Source organism: Gulosibacter molinativorax (assembly GCF_003010915.2).
GTDB classification, from domain to species: Bacteria; Actinomycetota; Actinomycetes; order Actinomycetales; family Microbacteriaceae; genus Gulosibacter; species Gulosibacter molinativorax.
Genome location: NZ_CP028426.1, coordinates 3150327 through 3174407 on the forward strand (window position 1 = coordinate 3150327; position 24081 = coordinate 3174407).

General features: G+C 62.8%; 15 protein-coding genes and 2 pseudogenes. 15 read left to right on the forward strand and 2 right to left on the reverse strand.

The window, feature by feature from the left end; genetic code table 11:
* Positions 1 to 69: 69 nt before the first annotated feature.
* Entirely contained in the window at positions 70 to 930 is an 861-nt protein-coding gene (locus GMOLON4_RS14670; protein WP_026937427.1) for a spermidine synthase, read from the reverse strand.
* Between the two features lie 347 nt (positions 931 to 1277).
* Here GMOLON4_RS14670 and GMOLON4_RS14675 point away from each other — a divergent pair, with 347 nt between their 5' ends.
* The 7 genes and pseudogenes from GMOLON4_RS14675 to GMOLON4_RS14705 all read left to right on the forward strand — a co-directional run bounded on the left by GMOLON4_RS14675 (position 1278) and on the right by GMOLON4_RS14705 (position 7760).
* A complete protein-coding gene (locus tag GMOLON4_RS14675; RefSeq protein ID WP_281170823.1) occupies positions 1278 to 1712 on the forward strand; it encodes a Fur family transcriptional regulator in 435 nt (144 codons plus the stop codon).
* A gap of 56 nt (positions 1713 to 1768) precedes the next feature.
* Positions 1769 to 3280, forward strand: a complete 1512-nt coding sequence (locus GMOLON4_RS14680) for a catalase (RefSeq protein ID WP_051267127.1) — start codon at positions 1769 to 1771, stop codon at positions 3278 to 3280.
* 217 nt (positions 3281 to 3497) lie between these two features.
* Entirely contained in the window at positions 3498 to 4340 is an 843-nt protein-coding gene (locus GMOLON4_RS14685) for an ABC transporter ATP-binding protein (RefSeq protein WP_084147599.1), read from the forward strand.
* A gap of 162 nt (positions 4341 to 4502) precedes the next feature.
* Positions 4503 to 4838, forward strand: a pseudogene (locus GMOLON4_RS14690) (transposase); the annotation flags it as partial.
* Between the two features lie 48 nt (positions 4839 to 4886).
* Entirely contained in the window at positions 4887 to 6233 is a 1347-nt protein-coding gene (locus tag GMOLON4_RS14695; protein ID WP_407648499.1) for an IS256 family transposase, read from the forward strand.
* Positions 6234 to 6256: 23 nt separating this feature from the next.
* Positions 6257 to 6869 (forward strand): annotated as a pseudogene (locus GMOLON4_RS14700) (IS5 family transposase); the annotation flags it as partial.
* 33 nt (positions 6870 to 6902) lie between these two features.
* A complete protein-coding gene (locus tag GMOLON4_RS14705) occupies positions 6903 to 7760 on the forward strand; it encodes an ABC transporter permease (protein ID WP_051267259.1) in 858 nt (285 codons plus the stop codon).
* Positions 7761 to 8625: 865 nt separating this feature from the next.
* On the opposite strand, the gene GMOLON4_RS14710 is transcribed toward GMOLON4_RS14705, so the two are convergent.
* Complete coding sequence (locus tag GMOLON4_RS14710) at positions 8626 to 9345, reverse strand: MBL fold metallo-hydrolase (RefSeq protein WP_051267257.1); 720 nt, start codon at positions 9343 to 9345, stop codon at positions 8626 to 8628.
* 333 nt (positions 9346 to 9678) lie between these two features.
* On the opposite strand from GMOLON4_RS14710, the gene rpoB reads away from it, so the two are divergent.
* The 8 genes from rpoB (at position 9679) to tuf (ending at position 23852) form a co-directional block, all read left to right on the forward strand.
* Entirely contained in the window at positions 9679 to 13179 is a 3501-nt protein-coding gene (gene rpoB / locus GMOLON4_RS14715) for a DNA-directed RNA polymerase subunit beta (RefSeq protein ID WP_026937638.1), read from the forward strand.
* Positions 13180 to 13238: 59 nt separating this feature from the next.
* Complete coding sequence (rpoC, locus tag GMOLON4_RS14720) at positions 13239 to 17129, forward strand: DNA-directed RNA polymerase subunit beta' (RefSeq protein ID WP_026937637.1); 3891 nt, start codon at positions 13239 to 13241, stop codon at positions 17127 to 17129.
* A 280-nt stretch (positions 17130 to 17409) separates the two neighbouring features.
* Positions 17410 to 18723 carry an MFS transporter gene (locus tag GMOLON4_RS14725; RefSeq protein ID WP_026937636.1) on the forward strand — a complete coding sequence of 438 codons (1314 nt, stop codon included), beginning with the start codon at positions 17410 to 17412 and terminating at the stop codon, positions 18721 to 18723.
* 2 nt (positions 18724 to 18725) lie between these two features.
* On the forward strand, positions 18726 to 19178 hold the full coding sequence (locus GMOLON4_RS14730; protein ID WP_026937635.1) for a hypothetical protein: 453 nt from the start codon (positions 18726 to 18728) through the stop codon (positions 19176 to 19178).
* A gap of 294 nt (positions 19179 to 19472) precedes the next feature.
* A complete protein-coding gene (gene rpsL / locus GMOLON4_RS14735) occupies positions 19473 to 19844 on the forward strand; it encodes a 30S ribosomal protein S12 (protein WP_026937634.1) in 372 nt (123 codons plus the stop codon).
* The gene (gene rpsG / locus GMOLON4_RS14740; RefSeq protein WP_026937633.1) at positions 19844 to 20314 is read left to right on the forward strand and encodes a 30S ribosomal protein S7; all 471 of its coding nucleotides are present in this window, start codon (positions 19844 to 19846) and stop codon (positions 20312 to 20314) included. Before rpsL ends, rpsG begins: the two co-directional genes overlap by 1 nt.
* Before the next feature lie 102 nt (positions 20315 to 20416).
* Entirely contained in the window at positions 20417 to 22531 is a 2115-nt protein-coding gene (fusA, locus tag GMOLON4_RS14745; RefSeq protein WP_026937632.1) for an elongation factor G, read from the forward strand.
* A gap of 130 nt (positions 22532 to 22661) precedes the next feature.
* The gene (gene tuf, locus GMOLON4_RS14750) at positions 22662 to 23852 is read left to right on the forward strand and encodes an elongation factor Tu (protein WP_026937631.1); all 1191 of its coding nucleotides are present in this window, start codon (positions 22662 to 22664) and stop codon (positions 23850 to 23852) included.
* The last annotated feature ends 229 nt before the right edge of the window (positions 23853 to 24081 follow it).

The window sequence follows — 24081 nt, forward strand, 5'->3', positions numbered from 1 at the left end:
CTGGCCGTAGCTTCACCCTAACGAGACGTCATAAAGAAACCTCATAGCGCGAGCGGTGCCGGGAGGCGCTCACGAACGATCTCGAAAAATATTGCTGGCAGGGGCGGGAGAGGGCTTGGCTTGAGCGTCGCGTACGGGTGTCGCGCCCCGCAGCCACTGGAAGGTCTGCGCGTCGCTGTGCACGGTCGCTGGCGGGAAGCCGGATGCGGCGAGTCGCGCAAGGCCCGGATACTCGCGTCTGTCGCGGCTTGCTGCGGCGACGATGTTGCCGAAGCGGCGTCCCTTAAATACCGCCGGATCCGAGATGAGCTGCGTAGGCCCAATCGCCTCCCGGATCGTGGCCACCTCGCCGCGAGCGAACGTCAGATCGTGGCCGTCAGAGATATTCACGAGTACAACGCCATCTGGCGCGAGGAAGGCCCCGAGTTCCTGAAAGAACTCGAGCGAGGTGACGTGTGCCGGAGTCTGAGAGCCGGCGAACACATCCACAATCAGCGCATCCACCTTGCCTGCGAGCCCGCGAGGTAGCTTCGCGAGCTGCTCACGTGCGTCGCCATATCGGATGCGAATGGATGCGTGAGCGGGCAACGGCGCGACCTCGCGCACGAACTCGACCAGGTCGCGCTCGAGCTCGATCACTTGCTGGCGCGAGCCGGGACGGCTGTGCTCGAGATAGCGGGGGATGGTGAGGGCGCCTGCGCCGAGGTGCACCGCGGTGATGGGCCCACCGAGTGGGAACGCGAGATCGAGCACGTGGCTCATGTGGCGGATATACCCGAAGCTGAGGTCGCCCGGGTCCTCGATGTTGATTTCGGACTGCGGGGTGCCGTCGACGAACAGGGTGATTCGTGGTCCGTCTTTCTTTGCCATTGCCTGTCGGCCGGAGGCGAGTGTCGCGGTGAAATCGGTGTCCTGTCGCTTCCGTGCCATGCGGCAATCCTCGCACGGATGCGCCGCTTGGGGACGCCGGTGGCCGCCTCAACGGCGCCTTCATGGTCCCCTGAACGCGCACCTCCGCGCCGCGTACGCCCGCACCTCGCTGCGTACCCCCGCACCTCGCCGCGTACTCCCGCACCTCGCCGCGTACTCCCGAGAATGCAATTTACTGTGCCCCTGGACGTGGTCCGTTGTATTTTCGGGGGTACCGGGTACCGGATCCGGCAGCCGGGTTCGGGATACCGGGCGTTGCCTCAGCGCTGCCTTAACGGAACCTGTCAATTTTTGATTAATTCAAAACAATCTTTTGATTGAGTCAAGAAAGCGATACGATGGCGAGCGTGACCGAACGCGATATGATCTCTTGGACCGACCGCCTCCGTGCGGCCGGTTTGCGAGTGACCTCGCGCCGACTCGCACTGCTGGAGGCGCTTGACGCGCATCCGCATGCTTCGGTCGACGAAGTCTTCCAGCACACCGCGGCCCTGGTGCCTAGCCTCACCAAGCAGGCCGTGTACGTGAGCCTCGATGACTTCGTCGCGAGTGGACTCATCCGGAGGCTCGATGGCTCGCCGGCGCGCTACGAAACGCGCACCGCAGACAACCATCACCACCTCATCTGCGATGACTGCGGCAAGATCATCGACGTCGACTGCGCGGTTGGCGAGGCACCGTGTCTCATTCCGGGGCACGCAGAGGGCTTCAACATTCGCGTCGCTGAAGTGGTCTATCGGGGCCAGTGCCCCGAATGCGCCGCGCTAGCCATCGCATCCTGAGTTTTCGATTGCGCAGAGAAACCCCCCGACAGTCCCACGAATCACTAGGAGTGAATGTGACTCAGTTCGAATCCAACATCGACCCGACACTGCCGTCAACGCGCCAGAACGGCGCCCCCGCAGAAAGCGACCGCAACTCACTCACGGTTGGCTCGAACGGCCCGATCGTTCTGCACGACGTGCAGCTCGTCGAGACCCTTTCGGCATTCAACCGCGAGCGTGTGCCCGAGCGTAACCCGCACGCCAAGGGCGCCGGTGCATTCGGTGAGTTCGAGGCGACCGAGGACGTGTCGCAGTGGACCCACGCGCACATCTTCCAGAAGGGCAACAAGACCCGTTCGCTTGCGCGCTTTTCGACGGTTGCCGGTGAGCAGGGCTCGCCCGACACGTGGCGTGACGTTCGCGGCTTCTCGCTGAAGTTCTACACGCAGGAGGGCAACCTCGACATCGTGGGCAACAACACCCCGGTGTTCTTCCTCCGTGACCCGATGAAGTTCCCGCACTTCATCCGCTCGCAGAAGCGCCTGCCCGACTCGGGCCTGCGCAGTGCGACGATGCAGTGGGACTTCTGGACCCAGAACCCCGAGTCGGCGCACCAAGTGACCTACCTCATGGGTGAGCGTGGCCTGCCCCGAAGCTGGCGCGAGATGAACGGCTACTCGTCGCACACCTACTCGTGGATCAACAAGGACGGCGAGATTTCGTGGGTGAAGTACCACTGGATCTCGGACCAGGGCGTGCACACCCTCAGCAACCAGGAGGCCGAGGAGCTCGCCGGTAAGGACGCCGAGTACCACCGCCGCGACCTGTTCGACTCGATCGCCGCGGGCAACTTCCCGTCGTGGACCCTCAAGGTGCAGATCATGCCGTACGAGGACGCGAAGAAGTACCGCTTCAACCCGTTCGACCTCACCAAGATCTGGTCGCACAAGGACTACCCGCTGCACGAGGTTGGCAAGCTCACGCTCAACGAGAACCCGGCGAACTTCTTCGCCGAGATCGAGCAGGCGGCGTTCGCTCCGTCGAACTACGTCCCCGGCACCGGCATCTCGCCGGACAAGATGCTCATGGGCCGCATGTACGGCTACGCAGACGCACAGCGCGCCCGCATCGGCACCAACTTCGCGCAGCTGCCGGTGAACCGTCCGATCGTCAAGACGAACAGCTACACCTTCGACGGCAACATGCGCTTCGACCACTCGGGCAACGCCCCGGTCTACGCCCCGAACTCGTTCGGTCGCCCGCACGCTGACGAGACCGGTCCGGTCGAGAACAACTGGACTTCCGATGGCGAGCTCGTGCGCATCGCTTCGGCGCTCTTCCCCGAGGACGACGACTTCGGCCAGCCCGGCACCCTCGTGCGCGAGGTCTTCAACGACGCGCAGCGCGACCAGTTCGTCGAGACCGTCGCCGGTGCGCTTGACGGCGTCATCGAGCCGGTTCTGTCGAACGCGTTCCAGTACTGGAAGAACGTCGACCAGACCATCGGCGAGCGCATCGAGAAGCGCTGGCACGAGAACGCCGGTGCGGTGTCGGTTGTCGGCATGGGCCAGGACAAGGACAACTAGTCCCGCTCCTAGAGCACACTAGAAATTGGGCCTCGCGGATTGCCGCGGGGCCCGATTTCGTTTCCGCGGCTGGATGTACATCGAGTGACGGGCTTGCGGCAAAGGGCGAGTGCAACCGGGAAAATTCCGCAATATTACGGGGCGACATTCGTCTCTTAACCCGGGGCCCTTAGGGTGGAGCGGTTCCACCGCGAAGAGATTGTGAGCTGCCATGTCGATGAAAACTGTGCTTGATCCCACCGCATCCAGCACGACCGCGGGCACCGTCGAACTCCGCGACGTGACGAAGTCGTTCGCGACCAACGACGGCAACCACCTCGTCCTGCGGGACATAACCCTGTCCATCCCGCCGCGGCACATCGTCGCGATAATCGGAGCGAGCGGCTCCGGCAAATCGACGCTGCTGCGCCTCGTTGCGGGCCTCGGCGATGGGCCGACCACGGGCGAGGCCACCATCGATGGCACGACGATTGCGGAATACGACAGCCGCTGCGGGGTCGCGTTCCAGGAAGCACGGCTGCTGCCGTGGCGCTCGGTCTTCGAGAATGTCTCGCTCGGTCTGCCGAAAGGCACGGCGAAGGATGCGGGGGAGGCCCGGGTGCGCCACTTGCTTGAGCTGGTTGGCCTCGACGGCTTCGCCGACCACCGACCGCGCGAGATTTCAGGCGGAATGGCGCAGCGCGCATCCCTCGCTCGAGCACTCGCACGCAACCCCGAAGTTCTGCTGCTCGACGAGCCGTTTGGCGCGCTCGATGCGCTGACACGTTTGAGGATGCACGACCTGCTGCTCGAAGTCCACGCCGCGTCCCCGACGACGGTGCTGTTCGTGACTCACGACGTCGACGAGGCGTTGAAGCTCGCCGACACCGTACTCGTGCTCGGCACGCAGAAGCGACCGGCCACCGCGACCCGCGACGCGGAACGTGTTCCCGGCGCCACCGTCATCGACGTGGTGCAGCCGCGCGAACTGCGACCCAGAAGCACAACATCCCGCGAGTTTGCCGAACTGCGGCACCGCTTGCTCGACAATCTCGGGGTGCAGTTGTCCTCAGAGGCGTAGGCAATTTTGAGGGAAGCGACCTGTGCATCCGGGAGCGCCGGGTTCCCCGTTGGAAAGCACCTTTTCGCAGCCTGCGGCGACGTGCCCGGGACCACGCCCGCGCAGCCATTGACTAGGGCGTGTCTCCCATATGGTTCGTGATTGATCCGCAATTGTGGACTCGTGGCATCTGTTGTGGGTTCTCGTTCTCGTCGACTAACTGATAGGCAATGGGCGCTGATCGCGCCGTTACTCCCATCGAATGAGGGACGGCGTGGTCATCCGTTTGGTGATGATCGTCGTGTCGTGGACGGAATGATTTACCGGTTCCGAACCTCGACTCCGTGGCGAGATATCCCTCGGGAGGAGTTCGGCCCGTGGCAGACGATCTGGAAGCGACACCGCCGCTATGCCAGCGACGGCACCTGGGATCGCGTGCTGCAAGCCCTCCTCGCGCAGGCTGACGCTGCAGGCCTGATCGATTGGGACGTGTCCGTGGACGCGACGATCGCGCGGGCGCGGGGGTGTCAGATGGTTTGTGTACGGGGTCACTCGTGAAAGGACATGATGGTGACTGTGACCGATGCACATTCGAACCCGAAACAAGCTGCTGAGCTCGTCGCTGAGCTCAAGGCGTCTGGTGCTCTTGACGAGCTGTTCTCCCGGATCGATTCCGGCGAGGTCGAGCTGACCGGTGATGGCGGGCTCGTGCCGGCGCTGATCAAAGAGACCCTCGAGCGCGGCCTGCAGGCGGAGATGACTTCGCACTTGGGGTATGCGAAGGACGATCGCGAAGCGAAGGCGACGGCGAACTCGAGGAACGGCTCGTCAGCCAAGACTGTGGCGTCCGAGGTGGGCGATATCGAGATCGCCGTGCCCCGGGACCGTGACGGGTCGTTCACCCCGCGCTTGGTGCCGAAGGGCTCCAGGCGGCTCGGTGGGCTTGATGACATGATCATCAGCCTCTACGCCGGTGGGATGACGATCCGGGATATCCAGCATCACCTCGTATCGACGATCGGCACCGAGCTCTCGCACGAGACGATCTCCACAATCACTGACGCGGTGTTGGAGGCGGTGATGGACTGGCAGAACCGGCCGCTCGAGGAGTTCTACCCCGTGATCTACCTCGACGCGATCCGGGTGAAGGTCCGCGACAACGGCCACGTTCGATCCAAGGCCGCGCATATCGCCGTCGGCGTGGACATGGACGGGATCAAGCACGTGCTCGGCATCTGGGTGCAGAACACCGAAGGCGCGTCGTTCTGGGCCCACGTCTGCGCCGAGCTGGCCAACCGGGGAGTCCGGGACGTGCTCATCGTGTGCTGCGACGGGCTCACCGGTCTGCCTGAGGCGATTGAGGCGACTTGGCCGGACTCGTTGGTCCAGACGTGCGTCGTGCACCTCATCCGGGCCGCGAACCGGTTCGTGGCCTACGGGGATCGGAAGGCCGTGTCCAAGGGGCTCAAAGCGATCTACGCCGCGGCGAACGAGGACACCGCCTTGCAGGCGCTCACGGAGTTCGCCGAATCCCCGCTGGGGCAGAAGTACCCGTCAGCGGTCGCGGTATGGGAGAACGCGTGGGACCGGTTCACACCGTTCCTGCAGTTCCCGCCCGAAGTGCGGCGGGTGATCTATACGACGAACAGCATCGAGTCGCTGAACTACCAGCTGCGCAAGGTCACGAAGAACCGCTCCCAGTTCCCCACCGATGACTCCGTCGTGAAGTTGCTCTGGCTGGCGATCTGCAACATCGAGGACAAACGCGCCCGGGAACGCGAAAAGGAACGCGGCAAACCCGGCCCCAGGAAGGCCTCCGGGCGGCTCGTCGAGGGACAGATCACGACGAACTGGAAACAAGCCCTTGCCCAGCTAGCAGTGGCCTACCCCGACCGAATCAACCGAAACTTCTGAAAGTCCCATACACAAACCAGTTGACAAGCCCGCGGGCGCATCAGCACGCCACGAACACCACGCGCCCCGACCAGGACACAGGGGGCATTGTCGAATTACAAGAATCTGCCGTTTGATGAGATCGAGCCCGCCGGTCACGGCATCGGCCGTTCCCGCGGCGGGCTGACGACCAAGATCCACCACGCGGTCGACGGTCACGGACTGCCTCTGGCGATCGTTGTCACTGGCGGGCAGCGTAACGATGGCGCGATGCTCGAACAAGTCCTGGACGATATCCGCGTCCCCAGGGTCGGTGGCGGCAGACCGCGCACCCGACCGGACGCGGTGCTGGCTGACAAGGCCTACGGCAGCGGCGTGAACCGGCGCATGCTCCGCGCCCGCGGGATTCGTGCGGTGATCCCGGAGAAGAGCAACGAGATCGCGGCCCGCAAACGCAAAGGACACAAGGGTGGACGTCCACCGAGCTTCGACGCAGGCGCGTACAAGGATCGCAACGTCGTCGAGCGCTCCTTCGCCCTTGTCAAGCAATGGCGCGGCATCGCCACCCGCTACGACAAACTCGCCATCACTTACCGAGCCGGTGCCGTCCTCCACGCCGTCCTCACCTGGGCAACACTATTGGGAGACATGCCATAGAACCCAGCAACAATTACCAGAGTCGAGAGAAACATGAGCATTGACGCCGAGACGACGACCGCGCAAGATCCCGTGATTGCTGTCGTGGCGACCGAACCGCCGGCGGAAGCGCCCGTCGCGCCGCCGATTTCGAAGCGGCGACGCCGTGGTCTTGGCTGGGCTGTCGGGGCGATCGTGCCGCTTGTGTTGTTCGTGTTTTGGCAGTGGAGCACGAGTGCTGGGCTCTTCACGCCCGTGCAGTTGCCGGCCCCGCGCGCGGTATACGACGCGGCCGTCGATCTAGTCGACCGCGGGCAGCTCTTCGGCCACATCGGAATTTCCCTGCAGCGCGTGCTGCTCGGCTTTTTCATTGGCGCCGTGCTCGGCGTCGTGATCGGCTCGATCATTGGGCTCTCGCGGCTGTCGCACATGCTGTTCGCGCCGACGATCGGCGCATTCCGCGCGGTCACCGGCCTCGCGTGGGTGCCGCTGCTCGCGCTGTGGATCGGTATCGGTGAGGATGCGAAAGTCACCCTGGTTGCGATCGGCGCGTTCTTCCCCGTGTACACGACCGTCGCATCCGCGCTGCGCCACGTGGATCCGCACCTGATTGAGGCGGGCAAGGCTTTTGGATTGCACGGAGTGTCGTTGCTCGTATCGGTGCGCATCCCGGCGGCGCTGCCAGCGATCTTGTCGGGCCTGCGCTTGGCGCTGGCGCAGGCGTGGCTATTCGTGGTCGCGGCGGAGCTGCTCGCGTCCTCGGAGGGCCTCGGGTTCCTGCTGGTCGATTCGCAGAATAACGGCCGTGTCGACCGCATGATTCTCGCGATCATCCTGCTCGCCGTGATCGGCAAGATCTGCGACAGCCTCTTTGCCGTGGCCGAGAAGGCCGCGTTGAAGAAGTGGAGCTAGCCGCGGGGACGGGCTGCGAAGACTTGATTGGCGGAGAAGTGCGGCCTTCGAAAAGCGTGCGCTGAAGAATTGGGGCACCCGGCAGAGCTCGGCTGCGCGGAGATTGGTCACGGTGCGGGGTTTTCCCGACTGATGGCGCCCGAGTAGCGGTGCTCGCATCCAAAGATTGGTCACGTTTCGGGGTTTGTGTGGGAGGGCTGGTCACGTTTCGGGGTTTGTGCGGGAAGGCTGGTCACGTTTTGGGGTTTGGGTGGGAGGGCTGGTCACGTTTCGGGGTTTGTGTGGGAGGGCTGGTCACATTTCGGGGTTATATGCCCTCATAACCCCGACATTCGACCAATCCTCTGAGGGTGCGCGGTTTCAGTCTGACGGAGCGCATCCAATGACGGATTTGAGGGGTGCCCGCCATAAATCGGTCATTCGATGCCCCCGCCACAGACGGATTGCATTGAGCGACGGGTTTATGGGGAGGAGGCCGGAGGCTGGTCACTGGATGCACACCGCCGCGGGTGGATTGCATTGAGCGACGGGTTCGCGGAGGTGTGGCCGGAGGCTGGTCACTCGATGCACTCTGCTGAGCGGAGACTGCATCGAGTGACGGGTTTGGGGGAGGGCGCGTGCAGGCTGGTCACTGGATGCACTCCTGGTGCCCAGGATTGCATCGCGCGACGGATTTGCGAAGTGGGGGAGCTCGCCGCAGCGCCGCCGACCCGCAACGCGCAACCGCGACGCCGAAGCGCGACGCGCCGCCGACCCGCAACGCGCAACCGCGCCGCCGAAGCGCGATGCGCAGCCGCGACGCCGATCCGCAACGCTGAACCGCGACGCGCAGCCGCGACGCGCACCCGCGACGCCAGCCGGCCCACTAACCCTCGGGCGAGTACGCATCCAGCGCCGGATTCGCCGCCTCGAGCCCGCCGAGCAGCCGCCAGCGGTTGAGGAAGCCGCGTTCTTTTCCCAACGTCGATGGCAACCCGTGCCCCGGGTAGAACACTGTCGAATCGGGAAAACGCCGAAACACGCGCTCGACCACGTCGGTCAGCAGTTGCTCGTATCGCGCCGGGTCATCCCACGTGTTCCCAATGCCACCGGGAAACAGCGAGTCGCCGGTGATCAGCCGAGGAGCCGCATCCGAAGACACAACAGACAACGCGACGGAGCCGTCCGTGTGCCCGCGCAGTCCAATCACCCCGAGCCGTAGGTCTCCCACGTGCACCTCGTCGCCATGAACAAGCGGGCGATCCGTAGGCACGGGAATCTCCGCAGCATCCGCCGCACCAGCCAGAGTCGGCACGCCGAGATCGTCGCGCACTTCGCCGAGCGCCTGCCAGTGGTCGGGATGCTTGTGGGTCGTGAGGATGCCCACCGGCTGAATCTCGGGTCGGTCAGCGGCGAGCGCGGCGTCGTTCGCGACGTCGAGCAGACGCAACACATAGGGCGCGGCGTCGGCCGCGTCGACGATCAGGGCCGACCCAGTGACCGTGTCGACGATGACGTAGCAGTTGTTCTCATAGTCGTTCAGCTCGGCGTAGTGAATCTCGACGGTGCCGAAAGAATCCAGCTTTGGCGTGAATGGATGCGTCATGCCAAGAGAATACGCGGCCAACGGCATGCGCGATGCGCCAACCGCAACGCGCGAAGAACCCCGTCAGCAACGAACATGAGACCAAACGCTGCCAAGGCTTGAGCGGACGCAAGAATTGCGGTATAGACATGCCCAAAAAATGTGCCTATAGTAGTTGTTTGCGCTTCGTCGCACCATGCCTTCATATTGCGGTCGGCTTGGTGGTCGCTTCAGCTGAGAGTTTACACACAATGTGTGATCAGGCGAGTTATTGACCACCTGGCGGCGAGCCATTCCCCACGACCATATGCATCGAGCGTCCCGTTAGCCGCGGGATGTGTGGAGGTAATTCTTTTGGCTGCTGCGAGCAACGCAACTCCTACGCCGAAGTCGGGTCGAAACGCGCACCGGCTGTCGTTTGCGCAGATCAAGGACACCCTCGAGGTTCCTGACCTGCTCTCACTTCAGACCGACTCGTTTGACTGGCTAGTTGGCAACGAACAGTGGAAGGCGGCTCTCGCCTACCAGGAAGCCACATCCGGTGGTTCCAACATCGCCCGGATCTCGGGCCTCGAAGAGGTCTTCGAGGAGATCTCGCCGATTGAAGACAACGCGGGCGCGATGCAGCTCACGTTCCGCAACCCGTACCTCGAGCCGGAGAAGTACTCGATCGACGAGTGCAAGGAACGCGGCAAGACCTACTCCGCACCGCTCTACGTTGAAGCCGAGTTCATGCGCTTCGAGACCGGTGAAATCAAGACCCAGACGGTCTTCATGGGCGACTTCCCGCTCATGACCGACAAGGGTACGTTCATCATCAACGGCACCGAGCGTGTCGTCGTGTCGCAGCTCGTCCGCAGCCCGGGCGTCTACTTCGACCAGACCCCCGAGAAGAACTCCGATCAGGATGTGTTCTCGGCTCGCGTGATTCCGTCGCGTGGTGCGTGGCTCGAGTTCGAGGTCGACAAGAAGGGCCTCGTCGGCGTTCGTATCGACCGCAAGCGTAAGCAGTCGGTCACCGTGTTCCTTCGTGCCATTGGCCTCAGTGAAGAAGAGATCCGCGCCGAGTTCGCGGGCTTCGAGACCATCATGGACACGCTCGCGAAGGACGACGCGAAGATCCAGACGCAGGAGGAAGCCCTCCGCGACATCTACCGTAAGCTCCGCCCGGGTGAGCAGGTTGCGTCGGAGGCCGCCCGCGCACTCCTCGACAACTACTACTTCAACCGCAAGCGCTACGACCTCGCGAAGGTCGGCCGCTACAAGCTCAACCGCAAGCTTGGTCTCGAGGCGCCGGTATCCGACTCCGTCCTCTCGGTCGAGGACATCGTCGCGATCATCCGCTACCTCGTCGCTCTCCAGCGCGGCGACCAGACGATCGAAGGCACCCGCAACGGTGGCGAGATCACGGACATCCCGCTCGAGGTTGACGACATCGACCACTTCGGTAACCGCCGCATCCGCGCGGTTGGCGAGCTCATCCAGAACCAGGTGCGCACCGGCCTCAGCCGCATGGAGCGCGTCGTGCGCGAGCGCATGACGACGCAGGAGATCGACTCGATCACCCCGCAGTCGCTCATCAACGTGCGCCCCGTCGTTGCTGCAATCAAGGAGTTCTTCGGAACCTCGCAGCTGTCGCAGTTCATGGACCAGAACAACCCGCTCGCGGGTATCACCCACAAGCGTCGCCTCTCGGCACTTGGCCCCGGTGGCCTCAGCCGTGAGCGCGCGGGTGTTGAGGTTCGTGACGTTCACCCGTCGCACTACGGCCGTATGTGCCCGATCGAGACGCCTGAAGGCCCGAACATTGGTCTGATCGGTTCGCTCGCGACCTTCGCGCGCATCAACGCGTTCGGATTCATCGAGACCCCGTACCGCCGCGTCGAAAACGGCGTCGTCTCTACGAAGATCGACTACCTCAGCGCTGCTGAGGAGGACGAGTTCGTCGTGGCCCAGGCCAACGCCCCGATCGACTCGGAGGGCAAGTTCCTCGAGGAGAACGTCCTCGTTCGTCTGAAGGGCGGCGAGGTTGAGCTCGTTCCCGCAGGCGACGTGAACTACATGGACGTCTCGCCGCGCCAGATGGTGTCGGTGGGTACCTCGCTCATCCCGTTCCTCGAGCACGACGACGCGAACCGCGCCCTGATGGGTGCGAACATGCAGCGCCAGGCTGTGCCGCTGCTGCGCTCGTCCTCGCCGATCGTCGGTACCGGTATGGAGAGCTACACCGCAATCGACGCGGGTGACGTCGTCACCACCGTCAACGCCGGTGTCGTGACCTCGGTGTCGGCCGACCAGATCATCGTGCAGACGGACCAGGGCGGCTCGGAGTCGTACTTCCTGCGCAAGTTCGAGCGCTCGAACGCGGGTACCTGCTACAACCACCGCGCGATCGTCAAGGCTGGCGACCGCGTTGAGGTTGGCGAAGTCCTCGCGGACGGCCCCTCGACCGAAAACGGTGAGCTCGCACTCGGTAAGAACCTCCTCGTGGCGTTCATGCCGTGGGAGGGCCACAACTTCGAGGACGCGATCATCATCAGCCAGAACCTGGTGCGTGACGACGTCCTGTCCTCGATCCACATCGAGGAATACGAGGTGGATGCGCGTGACACGAAGCTCGGTAAGGAAGAGATCACTTCTGACCTGCCGAACGTCGGTCAGGAAATGCTGAAGGACCTCGACGAGCGCGGCATCATCCGCATCGGCGCCGAGGTTCAGCCCGGCGACATCCTCGTGGGTAAGGTCACCCCGAAGGGTGAGACCGAGCTCAGCGCGGAAGAGCGCCTGCTGCGCGCGATCTTCAACGAGAAGAGCCGCGAAGTTCGCGACACCTCACTGAAGGTTCCCCACGGCCAGGCCGGTACCGTCATCTCGGTGAAGGTGTTCGACGTCGAGAACGGTGACGACGAGCTCGGCTCGGGCGTCAACCAGCGCGTCGTCGTCTACATCGCGCAGAAGCGCAAGATCACCGAGGGTGACAAGATGGCCGGCCGCCACGGCAACAAGGGTGTCATCGCGAAGATCCTCCCTGAGGAAGACATGCCGTTCCTCGCGGACGGTACCCCGGTCGACATCATCCTGAACCCGCTCGGTATTCCGAAGCGAATGAACCTCGGTCAGGTGCTCGAGACGCACCTCGGCTGGGTGGCAATGCAGGGTTGGGATATTGAGGGTAACCCCGACTGGGCACACGAGCTTCCCGAGGATGCTTACCACGTCGAGCCCGGCACCAAGGTTGCGACCCCGGTGTTCGATGGCGCGACGCAGGAAGAACTCCACGGCCTGCTCGCCTCGACCCGTCCGAACCGCGATGGCGAGCGCCTCGTGAAGGAAGACGGCAAGACCCAGCTGTTCGACGGCCGCTCCGGCGAGCCGTACCCGGACCCGATCTCGGTCGGCTACATGTACATGCTGAAGCTCCACCACCTCGTCGACGACAAGATTCACGCTCGTTCGACCGGTCCGTACTCGATGATCACCCAGCAGCCGCTCGGTGGTAAGGCACAGTTCGGCGGTCAGCGCTTCGGTGAGATGGAAGTGTGGGCCCTCGAGGCCTACGGCGCCGCGTACACGCTGCAGGAGCTGCTCACGATCAAGTCCGACGACATCGTCGGTCGTGTGAAGGCGTACGAGTCCATCGTCAAGGGCGAGAACATCCAGAAGGCCGGTATCCCCGAGTCGTTCCGAGTCCTCGTTCGCGAAATGCGTTCGCTCTGCCTGAACGTCGAGGTCCTCTCGGCAGACGGCGGCGTGCTCAGCCTTGAAGAGAACGACGACGACGCATACCGCGCCGCCGAAGAACTCGGTATCAACATCTCCAGTCGCTTCGAATCGTCCTCGGTTGACGAGATCTAACCGACAACCCGACAACGAAGCACAAGCGAACTAGCTCTGTATCTAGGGAGAAATCAGAATTGATCGACGCAACCAAGTTTGACAGCCTCAGCATTGGGCTGGCGACGACCGAGGACATCCTCGGCTGGTCACGTGGCGAGGTAAAGAAGCCCGAGACCATTAACTACCGAACCCTCAAGCCCGAGAAGGACGGTCTGTTCGGTGAGCAGATCTTCGGCCCTTCGCGCGACTGGGAGTGTGCCTGCGGTAAGTACAAGCGCGTGCGCTTCAAGGGCATCATCTGTGAGCGCTGTGGCGTTGAGGTCACCAAGTCGGCGGTTCGCCGTGAGCGCATGGGCCACATCAAGCTCGCCGCTCCGGTAACCCACATTTGGTACTTCAAGGGCGTTCCCTCGCGCCTCGGCTACCTGCTCGACATGGCGCCGAAGGACCTCGAGAAGGTCATCTACTTCGCGGCCTACATGGTCGTCTCGATCGACGAGGAGGGTCGCCACGACGACCTCTCGGACCTCGAGAAGGAGAAGAACCTTGAGGTGCAGACTCGCGTGAACCAGCGCGACTCGGCCATCAACGAGCGCCTCTCGACCCTCGAAAAGGAGATCGCGGCTCTTGAAGAGGAAGGCGCCACCGCCGACCAGCTCAAGAAGGCGAAGGATGCAGGCGAGAAGGACATGGCCCGCATCCGCAAGGAACTCGACCGCGACATTGAGCAGGTCGAGCGCGTCTGGGAATCGTTCAAGAACCTCAAGGTTGGCGAACTGAAGCCGGACGACGCCGACTACGCCGAGCTCGAGGACCGCTACGGCGACTACTTCGAGGCCCACATGGGTGCCGAGGCGATCCAGAACCGTCTGCGTGACTTTGACCTCGAGACCGAGGCCGAGTCGCTGCGCGAGCAGATCCAGAATGGCAAGGGTCAGAAGAAGATCCGCGCCATCAAGCGCCTCCGTGTCGTGAACGCGTTCCTGCAGACCGACAACAAGCCCGAGGCCATGGTGCTCGACGTGATCCCCGTGATCCCGCCGGAACTGCGCCCGATGGTGCAGCTTGATGGTGGCCGCTTCGCGACCTCCGACCTCAACGACCTCTACCGTCGTGTGATCAACCGCAACAACCGTCTACAGCGACTGCTTGACCTCGGTGCCCCCGAGATCATCGTGAACAACGAGAAGCGCATGCTGCAGGAGGCCGTCGACGCGCTGTTCGACAACGGCCGCCGCGGTCGTGCCGTCACCGGTACCGGTAACCGAGCCCTCAAGTCCCTCAGCGACATGCTGAAGGGTAAGCAGGGTCGATTCCGTCAGAACCTGCTCGGTAAGCGCGTTGACTACTCGGGCCGTTCGGTGATCATCGTTGGTCCGCAGCTGCAGATGCACCAGTGTGGTCTGCCGAAGCAGATGGCGCTCGAGCTGTTCAAGCCGTATGTCATCAAGCGACTCATCGACCTGGGCCACGCATCCAACATCAAGGCCGCGAAGCGCTCGGTTGAGCGTGCGAAGCCCGAGGTGTGGGACGTCCTCGAAGAGGTCATCCGTGAGCGCCCCGTGCTGCTGAACCGCGCACCGACCCTGCACCGCCTGGGTATTCAGGCGTTCGAGCCGCTGCTCGTTGAGGGTAAGGCCATTCAGCTGCACCCGCTCGCGTGCTCGGCGTTCAACGCTGACTTCGACGGTGACCAGATGGCAGTCCACCTGCCGCTGTCGGTCGAGGCACAGGCTGAAGCCCGCGTCCTCATGCTCGCATCGAACAACATCCTGAAGCCCTCGGACGGTCGCCCCGTGACCCTGCCGTCGCAGGACATGGTCGCTGGCCTCTACCACCTGACGTTCGATCGTGAGGATGCGCAGGGTGCCGGTCGTTCGTTCGGCTCGGTTGCCGAGGCGATCATGGCGCAGGATGAGGGCTCGCTGCACCTCAACGCACCGGTCACCATCCGCCTCGAGGGCCTCGCGTTCCTCCCGGGCGAGGAGCCCGAGGGCTTCGTCGAGGGCAAGCCGTACGCGCTCAAGACCACCCTCGGCCGCGCGCTGTTCAACGAGCTGCTGCCTGACACCTACCCGTACCTCGAGGACCGGATGACCAAGGGTCGCCTGTCCGACGTCGTAAACTTCCTCGCGGAGCGTTTCGACAAGGACGTGGTGGCTGCCACCCTCGACAAGATCAAGGACGCCGGCTTCTACTGGGCCACGCGTTCGGGTATCTCGCTGTCGGTTGCCGACGTCGTCGTGCCCGACACGAAGGATGCGATCATCGCCGAGACTGAGGCGAAGGTTGCGGAGCTTCGTGAGGACTACTCGATGGGTCTGACCACCCAGGGCGAGTACCGCGAGAAGACGATTGCCCTGTGGGAGGCCGCGACTGAGCGTGTGGCTGAAGACACCCGCGAGCAGTTCCCGGACACCAACTCGATCCACCGAATGGTGACCGCTGGTGCTAACGGTAACTGGCTGCAGGTTCGTCAGATCGCCGGTATGCGCGGCATCGTGGCCAACCCGAAGGGTGAGAAGATCGCTCGTCCGATCATCCACTCGTACCGTGAGGGCCTCACCGTTCTCGAGTACTTCTCGTCGACGCACGGTGCGCGTAAGGGTCTTGCCGACACCGCGCTGAAGACCGCGGACTCGGGTTACCTGACGCGTCGTCTCGTCGACGTCTCGCAGGATGTCATCATCCGCGAGGTCGACTGTGGCACTCGCAAGGGCCTCAAGCTGCCGATCTCGCAGGTCAACGCCGCCGGTGAGCGCGAGCTCGCCGAGAACGTCGAGAACTCCGTCTACGCCCGTACGCTCGCGACTGACGTCGTGGATGCGGATGGTCAGGTGCTTGCGCAGGCCGGCGAGTCGGTCGGTGACGTGCTCATCGAGCGCCTCTTCAACGCGAACGTCGAGGAAGTTTCGGTTCGTTCGGTGCTGACCTGTGAGTCGCAGGTCGGTGTTTGCTCGAAGTGCTATGGCCGTTCGATGGCGTCGAGCCACCTCGCGGACATGGGTGAGGCTGTCGGTATTATCGCCGCGCAGTCCATCGGTGAGCCCGGTACTCAGCTGACGATGCGTACCTTCCACACCGGTGGTGTGGCCTCGGGTACTGACATCACGCAGGGTCTGCCGCGTGTTCAGGAGCTCTTCGAGGCACGTACCCCGAAGGGTGCTGCGAACCTCGCGAAGTTTGCCGGAACCATCTCGATCCAGGACACCGAGCGCTCGCGCAAGATCATCCTGACCCCGGATGCCGAGGACGAAGAGGTCATGACCTACCCCGTCTCGAAGCGTTCGGAACTGTTCGTCGAGGACGGCGAGCGCGTCGAGCCCGGCAAACAGCTCGTTGAGGGCCCGCTTGACCCCAAGGAGGTGCTCGAGGTTCTCGGTACCACCGCGGTCCAGAAGTACCTCGTCAAGGGCGTGCAGGAGGTCTACAACAGCCAGGGTGTGCCGATCCACGACAAGCACATCGAGGTCATCGTTCGCCAGATGCTCCGCAAGGTCACGATCAACGACTCGGGTGAGACAGAAATGCTCCCGGGTGAGCTCGTTGACCGCCAGCGCTTCCAGGCCCAGAACCGCCAGGCGGTTCAGGACGGTCAGCGCCCGGCCTCGGGTCGTCCCGAGGTGATGGGTATCACGAAGGCGTCGCTCGCGACCGAATCGTGGCTGTCGGCCGCTTCGTTCCAGGAGACCACCCGCGTGCTTACGCAGGCGGCCATGGAGCAGAAGACCGACCCGCTGCTCGGCCTCAAGGAGAACGTCATCATCGGTCGTCTCATCACCGCTGGTACCGGTCTGCCGGTCTACCAGAACCAGGTTGTTGAGCCCACCGAAGAGGCGATCGCGGAGCGTTACCCCTACGTTGAGTCGACGGAGGAGTTCGGCGACACCCTGTCGTACGCCGACTTCGACGCGTTCAGCGAGGGTGACAACTTCGACTTCGGCCTCGACCCGAGCACGAACAGCTAGTTGCCTTTCGATACGCGGCTGTGCCGCTACTCAAGGATCCAGATCGTTGAGTAGCGCGGAGCGCGCATCGAAATCCACACGATCATTGAGTAGCGCGGAGCGCGTATCGAGATGACCTGACGGAAGTTTCGATACGCCGCTTCGCGGCTACTCAGCGACCGGAAACGCTGGCCGGGGGACTGCAAAACGCAGTCTCCCGGCCAGCTTTCTGTTTCCCGGAAAATGCCCCCGCACCGCGTGGATGCGCAGAAATGAGCGGCATTCCTCTTACAGTGGCCCCATGAACGATCAGCAGCGCTCGACTCCGCAGCCTTTCGACGACGGCCCGCGTTCGGCCATTGACCCGCACTTGTTGCCGGCAAACGGTCGTCCGCCGCGGGTCTACCAGGCTGCGTCGGACGACACGATTGACGCCGACGAGTTCATCGAGCAGGACCAGGACCTCGCCACCTCGTCCGAGGATGCGGCGGCCGAAAGCCAGGCCGCTGACGGACCCGATCGGGCCGACGCGCACGAAGAGAGCGACGCATCCGTGAACCAGAAGACTTCCGAACTGAACGACGTAACGGCAGCCGCCTCTTCGGAGACGGGCGCCGAGCGCAGCCGACTCGACGAGGCCGTCGAGCGCTCGCGGACCATTCCCTACGCGGCGGCTGCGGGTCAGAAGGCGGCCACGAGCGACTCGGACACCGATTCGACGAGCTACGACGCGAACCGCACCGACGCAGCGGGCGCCGACACGGCCCGCGCTGACACCGCCGACGCCGACACCGTCCAGGCCGACACCGTCCAGTGGGACACCAAGGCCCAGGATGCGCACGCCACCGATGGCGAGCCCCGCACGAACGCCTATAGCGGCGAGGAGACCGAGGTGCTCGACGCATCCGACGCCGAGACGCAAGCCGACTCATCCGACCGCTGGAAGTCGCAGGAGGAAGCGCAACTCGAGGAGGAGCGTCGCCGCGACGACGAAGCCTTCGAGTCAGCGATGCTTGGCACGACCTCGACCGAGGGCCTCATCATGCCGCCGCAGAAGCGCGGCAACCGTGTGTTTGCGCTTGTCATGGCCGTCGTGACGACGATCGTGTTCGCGATCGTCTACGCGCTCGTGTTCGCCGCGGCGCGCTTCATCTTCACACCAGAGGCGAACATCCTGGGCGACGCGTATGCGTTCGCCGCCACCCCGGCGTTCTACGTGCCGGTCGCGTTCTTCGGCGTCATCATGATCATCTGGTCGGTGCTCTCGAATCGCGCCGGCTGGTGGTCCTACGTGCTCGTCAGCTTCCTGCTCGCAATCGTCGCGTTCATAGGCCACTACGTCGGTATCGCCAGCCAGGACGTCATCAGCGCTGGCGCGGCTTGGTCGACCGACGCATTGCTCCAGGTGATCCGGATGCCGGAACACCTCCCAGGCGCACTCATCGCGTTCATCACCGCGCGCGAGACGGCGAACTGGATCGGCGGCCTGATCGCTGCCCGCGGCCGCCGCCTCACGCGCCTGAACAAGGGCGAGCAGGTTGAATACGACGCTCGCGTCGCCGAGGAACGCGAGCTGAGCGCCGTGACCAATTCCGAGCCGATCGTCGTGAAGTAGCCATGACCACCGGACCGCAACTGCGCGCATCCTTCGACCTCCCGAGCACCTGGGAGACCTTCGACTGGGAAGGGACAATCGGCGGAGCGAGGCATAAGGTGTCGACGCAGGGCTTCACACCGAACATCCTGGTCACGCTCGACAAATGGCCCGACCGTGTCACCGGCGACATGGCGATCGAGATCGTGTCGAAGCAGCTCAAGTCAGCAGGCGCGCGGGTGCTCACCACGAGCGACCTCGGGGGAGAGCCGCAGCAGGTTGAGCTGCAGAGCGAGGCGCAAGACCAAAGCGGCGCGCTCGTGCGCACCCGCTATCGACTACAATTGCTCGAGGTTGCGTCCGACACACTCGTCGTCACGTCGATTGCCACCTACCTTAAGGTGCAGGAACATGCGATCGCGGAAGATCTGGATCGCATCCTCGATTCGCTCACCCTGAGTACACACGCGACCTAAGGCCTCCGCCACACCGCACAACGGCTACTCCAGCATCCTGGAGCTTGACCGTATTTTGCTCTATGGGTAAGCTGGATCGGTACATCATTTATCGGCGTGCCTGAAACGCGCGCGGTCATCGCTTTCGTGCGAGTCTGCGTGAGCCGGAGCTACGGGGAGAATTCCGAAGCCGCGGGCGTTACCGAATCTAGGATCCGCATCAGAATGTGGATCCTGAGTTCTGAGTGAAGGTACCTGCCGTAGCTGCGAAAGCAGCACTGCGAAACGCAACAACTACTCAAGGAGATCAAACAAGTGCCAACGATTCAGCAGTTGGTCCGCAAGGGCCGCAAGCCCAAGGTGTCGGGCTCCAAGTCGCCCGCCCTTAAGGCAAACCCGCAGCAGCGCGGTGTCTGCACCCGTGTCTACACCACCACCCCTAAGAAGCCGAACTCGGCTCTGCGCAAGGTTGCTCGCGTGAAGCTGTCGAACGGCACCGAGGTCACCGCATACATCCCGGGTGAGGGCCACAACCTCCAGGAGCACTCGATGGTGCTCGTTCGCGGCGGTCGTGTGAAGGACCTCCCGGGTGTTCGCTACCACATCGTGCGTGGCGCACTCGACACCCAGGCTGTCAAGGACCGTAAGCAGGCCCGTAGCCACTACGGCGCGAAGAAGGAGAAGTAATGCCTCGTAAGGGCCCAGCACCCAAGCGCCCGATCGTGACCGACCCGGTCTACGGTTCGCCGGTCGTTACCCAGCTCATCAACAAGGTTCTTGTCGACGGCAAGAAGTCGCAGGCTGAGCGCATCGTTTACGGTGCACTCGAGGCTGTCGCCGCGAAGAACGGCGAAGACGCAGTCGCTACCCTCAAGAAGGCGCTCGACAACGTTCGCCCGACGCTCGAGGTTCGCTCGCGTCGTGTTGGTGGTTCGACCTACCAGGTTCCCGTTGAGGTGAAGCCGGTTCGCGCGAACACTCTCGCTCTTCGCTGGCTGACCTCGTACGCGCAGGCTCGCCGCGAGAAGACGATGACCGAGCGTCTCACCAACGAGATCCTCGACGCATCGAACGGTCTCGGCGCAGCTGTTAAGCGTCGCGAAGACATGCACAAGATGGCCGAGTCCAACAAGGCCTTCGCACACTACCGCTGGTAGTAAACGAACCGGTCAACACGATGTTGTATTAATGCGTGTTGGCCGGTCGGTTCGTTACATCGATCGCATCCCTCAATCAGATCTACGTACGGGAGATAATCCGTGGCACAGGACGTGCAAACTAACCTTAATAAGGTTCGCAACATCGGCATCATGGCCCACATCGATGCCGGTAAGACCACTACTACCGAGCGCATCCTGTTCTACACGGGCGTCAACCACAAGATTGGTGAGAGCCACGACGGTGCAGCCACCATGGACTGGATGGAGCAGGAGCAGGAGCGTGGTATCACCATCACGTCCGCTGCGACCACTTGCTTCTGGAACGACACCCAGATCAACATCATCGACACCCCGGGTCACGTTGACTTCACGGTTGAGGTAGAGCGTTCGCTCCGCGTGCTCGACGGTGCTGTTGCTGTCTTCGACGGTAAGGAAGGTGTCGAGCCGCAGTCTGAGACCGTTTGGCGTCAGGCTGACAAGTACAACGTTCCCCGCATGTGCTTCATCAACAAGATGGACAAGCTGGGCGCGGACTTCTACTACTCGGTGAGCACCATCAAGGACCGCCTCGGCATCAAGCCACTCGTCCTGCAGCTCCCGATCGGTATCGAGAACGAATTCATCGGCGTAGTCGACCTCATCAAGATGCAGGCGCTCACGTGGCGCGGTGACGCCAAGGGCGTCGTCGCACCGGGTGCTGAGGCTGAGATCGAAGAGATCCCGGCTGACCTCCAGGAGCGCGCAGAGGAATACCGCGCCGAACTCATCGAGGCAGTTGCCGAGTCGAGCGAAGAGCTCCTCGAGAAGTACCTCGGTGGCGAAGAGCTGACCGAGGACGAGATCTACGCCGGCATCCGCCAGCTCACGATCAACACCGAGGCGTTCCCCGTCATGTGCGGTACCGCGTTCAAGAACCGTGGTATCCAGCCGATGCTCGACAACGTGGTTCGTTACCTCCCGTCGCCGCTCGACGTTCCCCCGATGGTCGGTCACGACGTCAAGGACGAAGAGATCGAGATCATCCGCGAGCCTTCCAAGGATGCGCCGTTCTCGGCTCTCGCGTTCAAGGTTGCCGTTCACCCGTTCTACGGTCGTCTCACCTACATCCGCGTGTACTCGGGTCACGTCGAGGCCGGCACCCAGGTGCTCAACTCGACCAAGGGTAAGAAGGAGCGCATCGGAAAGCTCTTCCAGATGCACTCGAACAAGGAAAACCCGGTCGACTCGGTTACCGCTGGTCACATCTACGCGGCGATCGGTCTGAAGGACACCACCACTGGTGACACCCTCTCGGACATCAACGAGCCCGTCGTGCTTGAGTCGATGACCTTCCCGGAGCCCGTGATCTCGGTTGCGATCGAGCCGAACTCGAAGGCTGACCAGGAGAAGCTCGGTACCGCGATCCAGAAGCTCGCGGAAGAAGACCCGACATTCCGCGTCGAGCTCAACCAGGAGACTGGCCAGACCACGATCTCCGGTATGGGTGAGCTCCACCTCGACGTCCTTGTTGACCGCATGAAGCGCGAGTTCAAGGTTGAGGCGACCATCGGTAAGCCGCAGGTTGCCTACCGTGAGACCATCCGTCGCACGGTCGAAAAGTTCGACTACACGCACAAGAAGCAGACCGGTGGTTCTGGTCAGTTCGCGAAGGTCCAGATCAAGCTCGAGCCGATGGCGGTTGAGGGCGACAAGGTCTACGAGTTCGAGAACGCCGTGACCGGTGGTCGCGTTCCGCGTGAATACATTCCTTCCGTTGACGCTGGTATCCAGGATGCTATGCGCGTCGGTGTGCTGGCCGGCTACCCGCTGGTTGGCGTGAAGGCTACCCTCCTTGATGGTCAGTACCACGATGTTGACTCGTCTGAAATGGCGTTCAAGATCGCGGGTTCGATGGCCTTCCGGGAAGCTGCTCCTAAGGCGAGCCCCGCACTGCTCGAACCTCTGATGAAGGTTGAGGTGCGTACGCCCGAGGAGTACATGGGTGATGTCATCGGTGACCTGAACTCGCGTCGTGGTCAGATCCAGGCAATGGAAGACGCCTCCGGCGTCAAGCTGGTTCGCGCGCTCGTTCCGCTGTCCGAGATGTTCGGCTACATCGGTGACCTTCGCAGCAAGACTTCGGGTCGCGCTGTGTACTCGATGGAGTTCGACTCCTACGCGGAGGTCCCGAAGGCGGTTGCCGACGAGATCATCCAGAAGAGCAAGGGCGAGTAAGCTCAAGCTCAATCACCCGGAGATTCACCATTGAATCGCCAGGTAACATATTCATCTGCCCAAATTTCCAAGACTTGCTTCACGCTCGCGCGTGGGGTGAATCCAAGAAACTGTCCTGAGGAGGACCATAGTGGCCAAGGCCAAGTTCGAGCGGACCAAGCCGCACGTAAACATCGGAACGATCGGTCACGTTGACCACGGTAAGACGACGCTGTCCGCAGCGATCTCGAAGGTACTTGCTGACAAGTACCCTTCGGACACCAACGTCCAGCGTGACTTCGCGACCATCGACTCGGCTCCGGAAGAGCGCCAGCGTGGTATCACGATCAACATCTCGCACATCGAGTACGAGACCCCGAAGCGTCACTACGCACACGTTGACGCTCCTGGTCACGCCGACTACGTGAAGAACATGATCACCGGTGCTGCTCAGATGGACGGCGCGATCCTCGTGGTTGCTGCTACCGACGGCCCGATGGCGCAGACCCGTGAGCACGTTCTGCTCGCGAAGCAGGTTGGTGTTCCTTACCTCCTTGCAGCGCTCAACAAGTCGGACATGGTTGACGACGAAGAGATCCTTGAGCTCGTTGAGCTCGAGGTCCAGGAGCTCCTCGCTTCGCAGGGCTTCGACGAGGATGCACCGATCATCCGCGTCTCGGCACTCAAGGCTCTCGAGGGCGAAGAGAAGTGGGTTAACTCCATTCTCGAGCTCATGCAGGCTGTTGACGACAACATCCCCGACCCGGTTCGTGACCGTGACCAGCCGTTCCTCATGCCGATTGAGGACGTCTTCACCATCACCGGTCGTGGCACCGTTGTGACGGGTCGCGCCGAGCGCGGTACCCTCGCGATCAACTCGGACGTCGAGATCGTCGGTATCCGCCCGACCCAGAAGACGACCGTTACCGGTATTGAGATGTTCCACAAGCAGCTCGACGAGGCATGGGCCGGCGAGAACTGTGGTCTCCTCCTCCGTGGTCTCAAGCGTGAAGACGTTGAGCGTGGCCAGGTTGTTGTTGCGCCGGGTACCACCACCCCGCACACCAACTTCGAGGGCACCGCGTACATCCTCTCGAAGGAAGAGGGTGGCCGCCACAACCCGTTCTACACGAACTACCGCCCGCAGTTCTACTTCCGTACCACGGACGTGACCGGCGTTATCACCCTGCCTGAGGGCAAGGAAATGGTTATGCCTGGTGACACCGTTGACATGTCGGTCGAGCTCATCCAGCCGATCGCTATGGAAGAGGGCCTCGGCTTCGCTATCCGTGAGGGTGGCCGCACCGTTGGTGCTGGTACCGTCACCAAGATCGTCAAGTAGTTCTTGAAGATTTAGGGCCCGTCGGGACTTTGGTCGCAGCGGGCCCTTCTTCATGTCTAGATCCGTGAGTAGCGGCGAAGCCGCGTATCGAAAGGATCGAAGCGCCCCGCTCGTCCCAGATTCGTCGTCGCAACGCCTAGCCGGTTATTTGATTACCGGGCATGAGTTCATAAATTATCCATATCGAGTCAAACCTGCATATAGCCTGGCAATTGGGTAACAGGGGGAC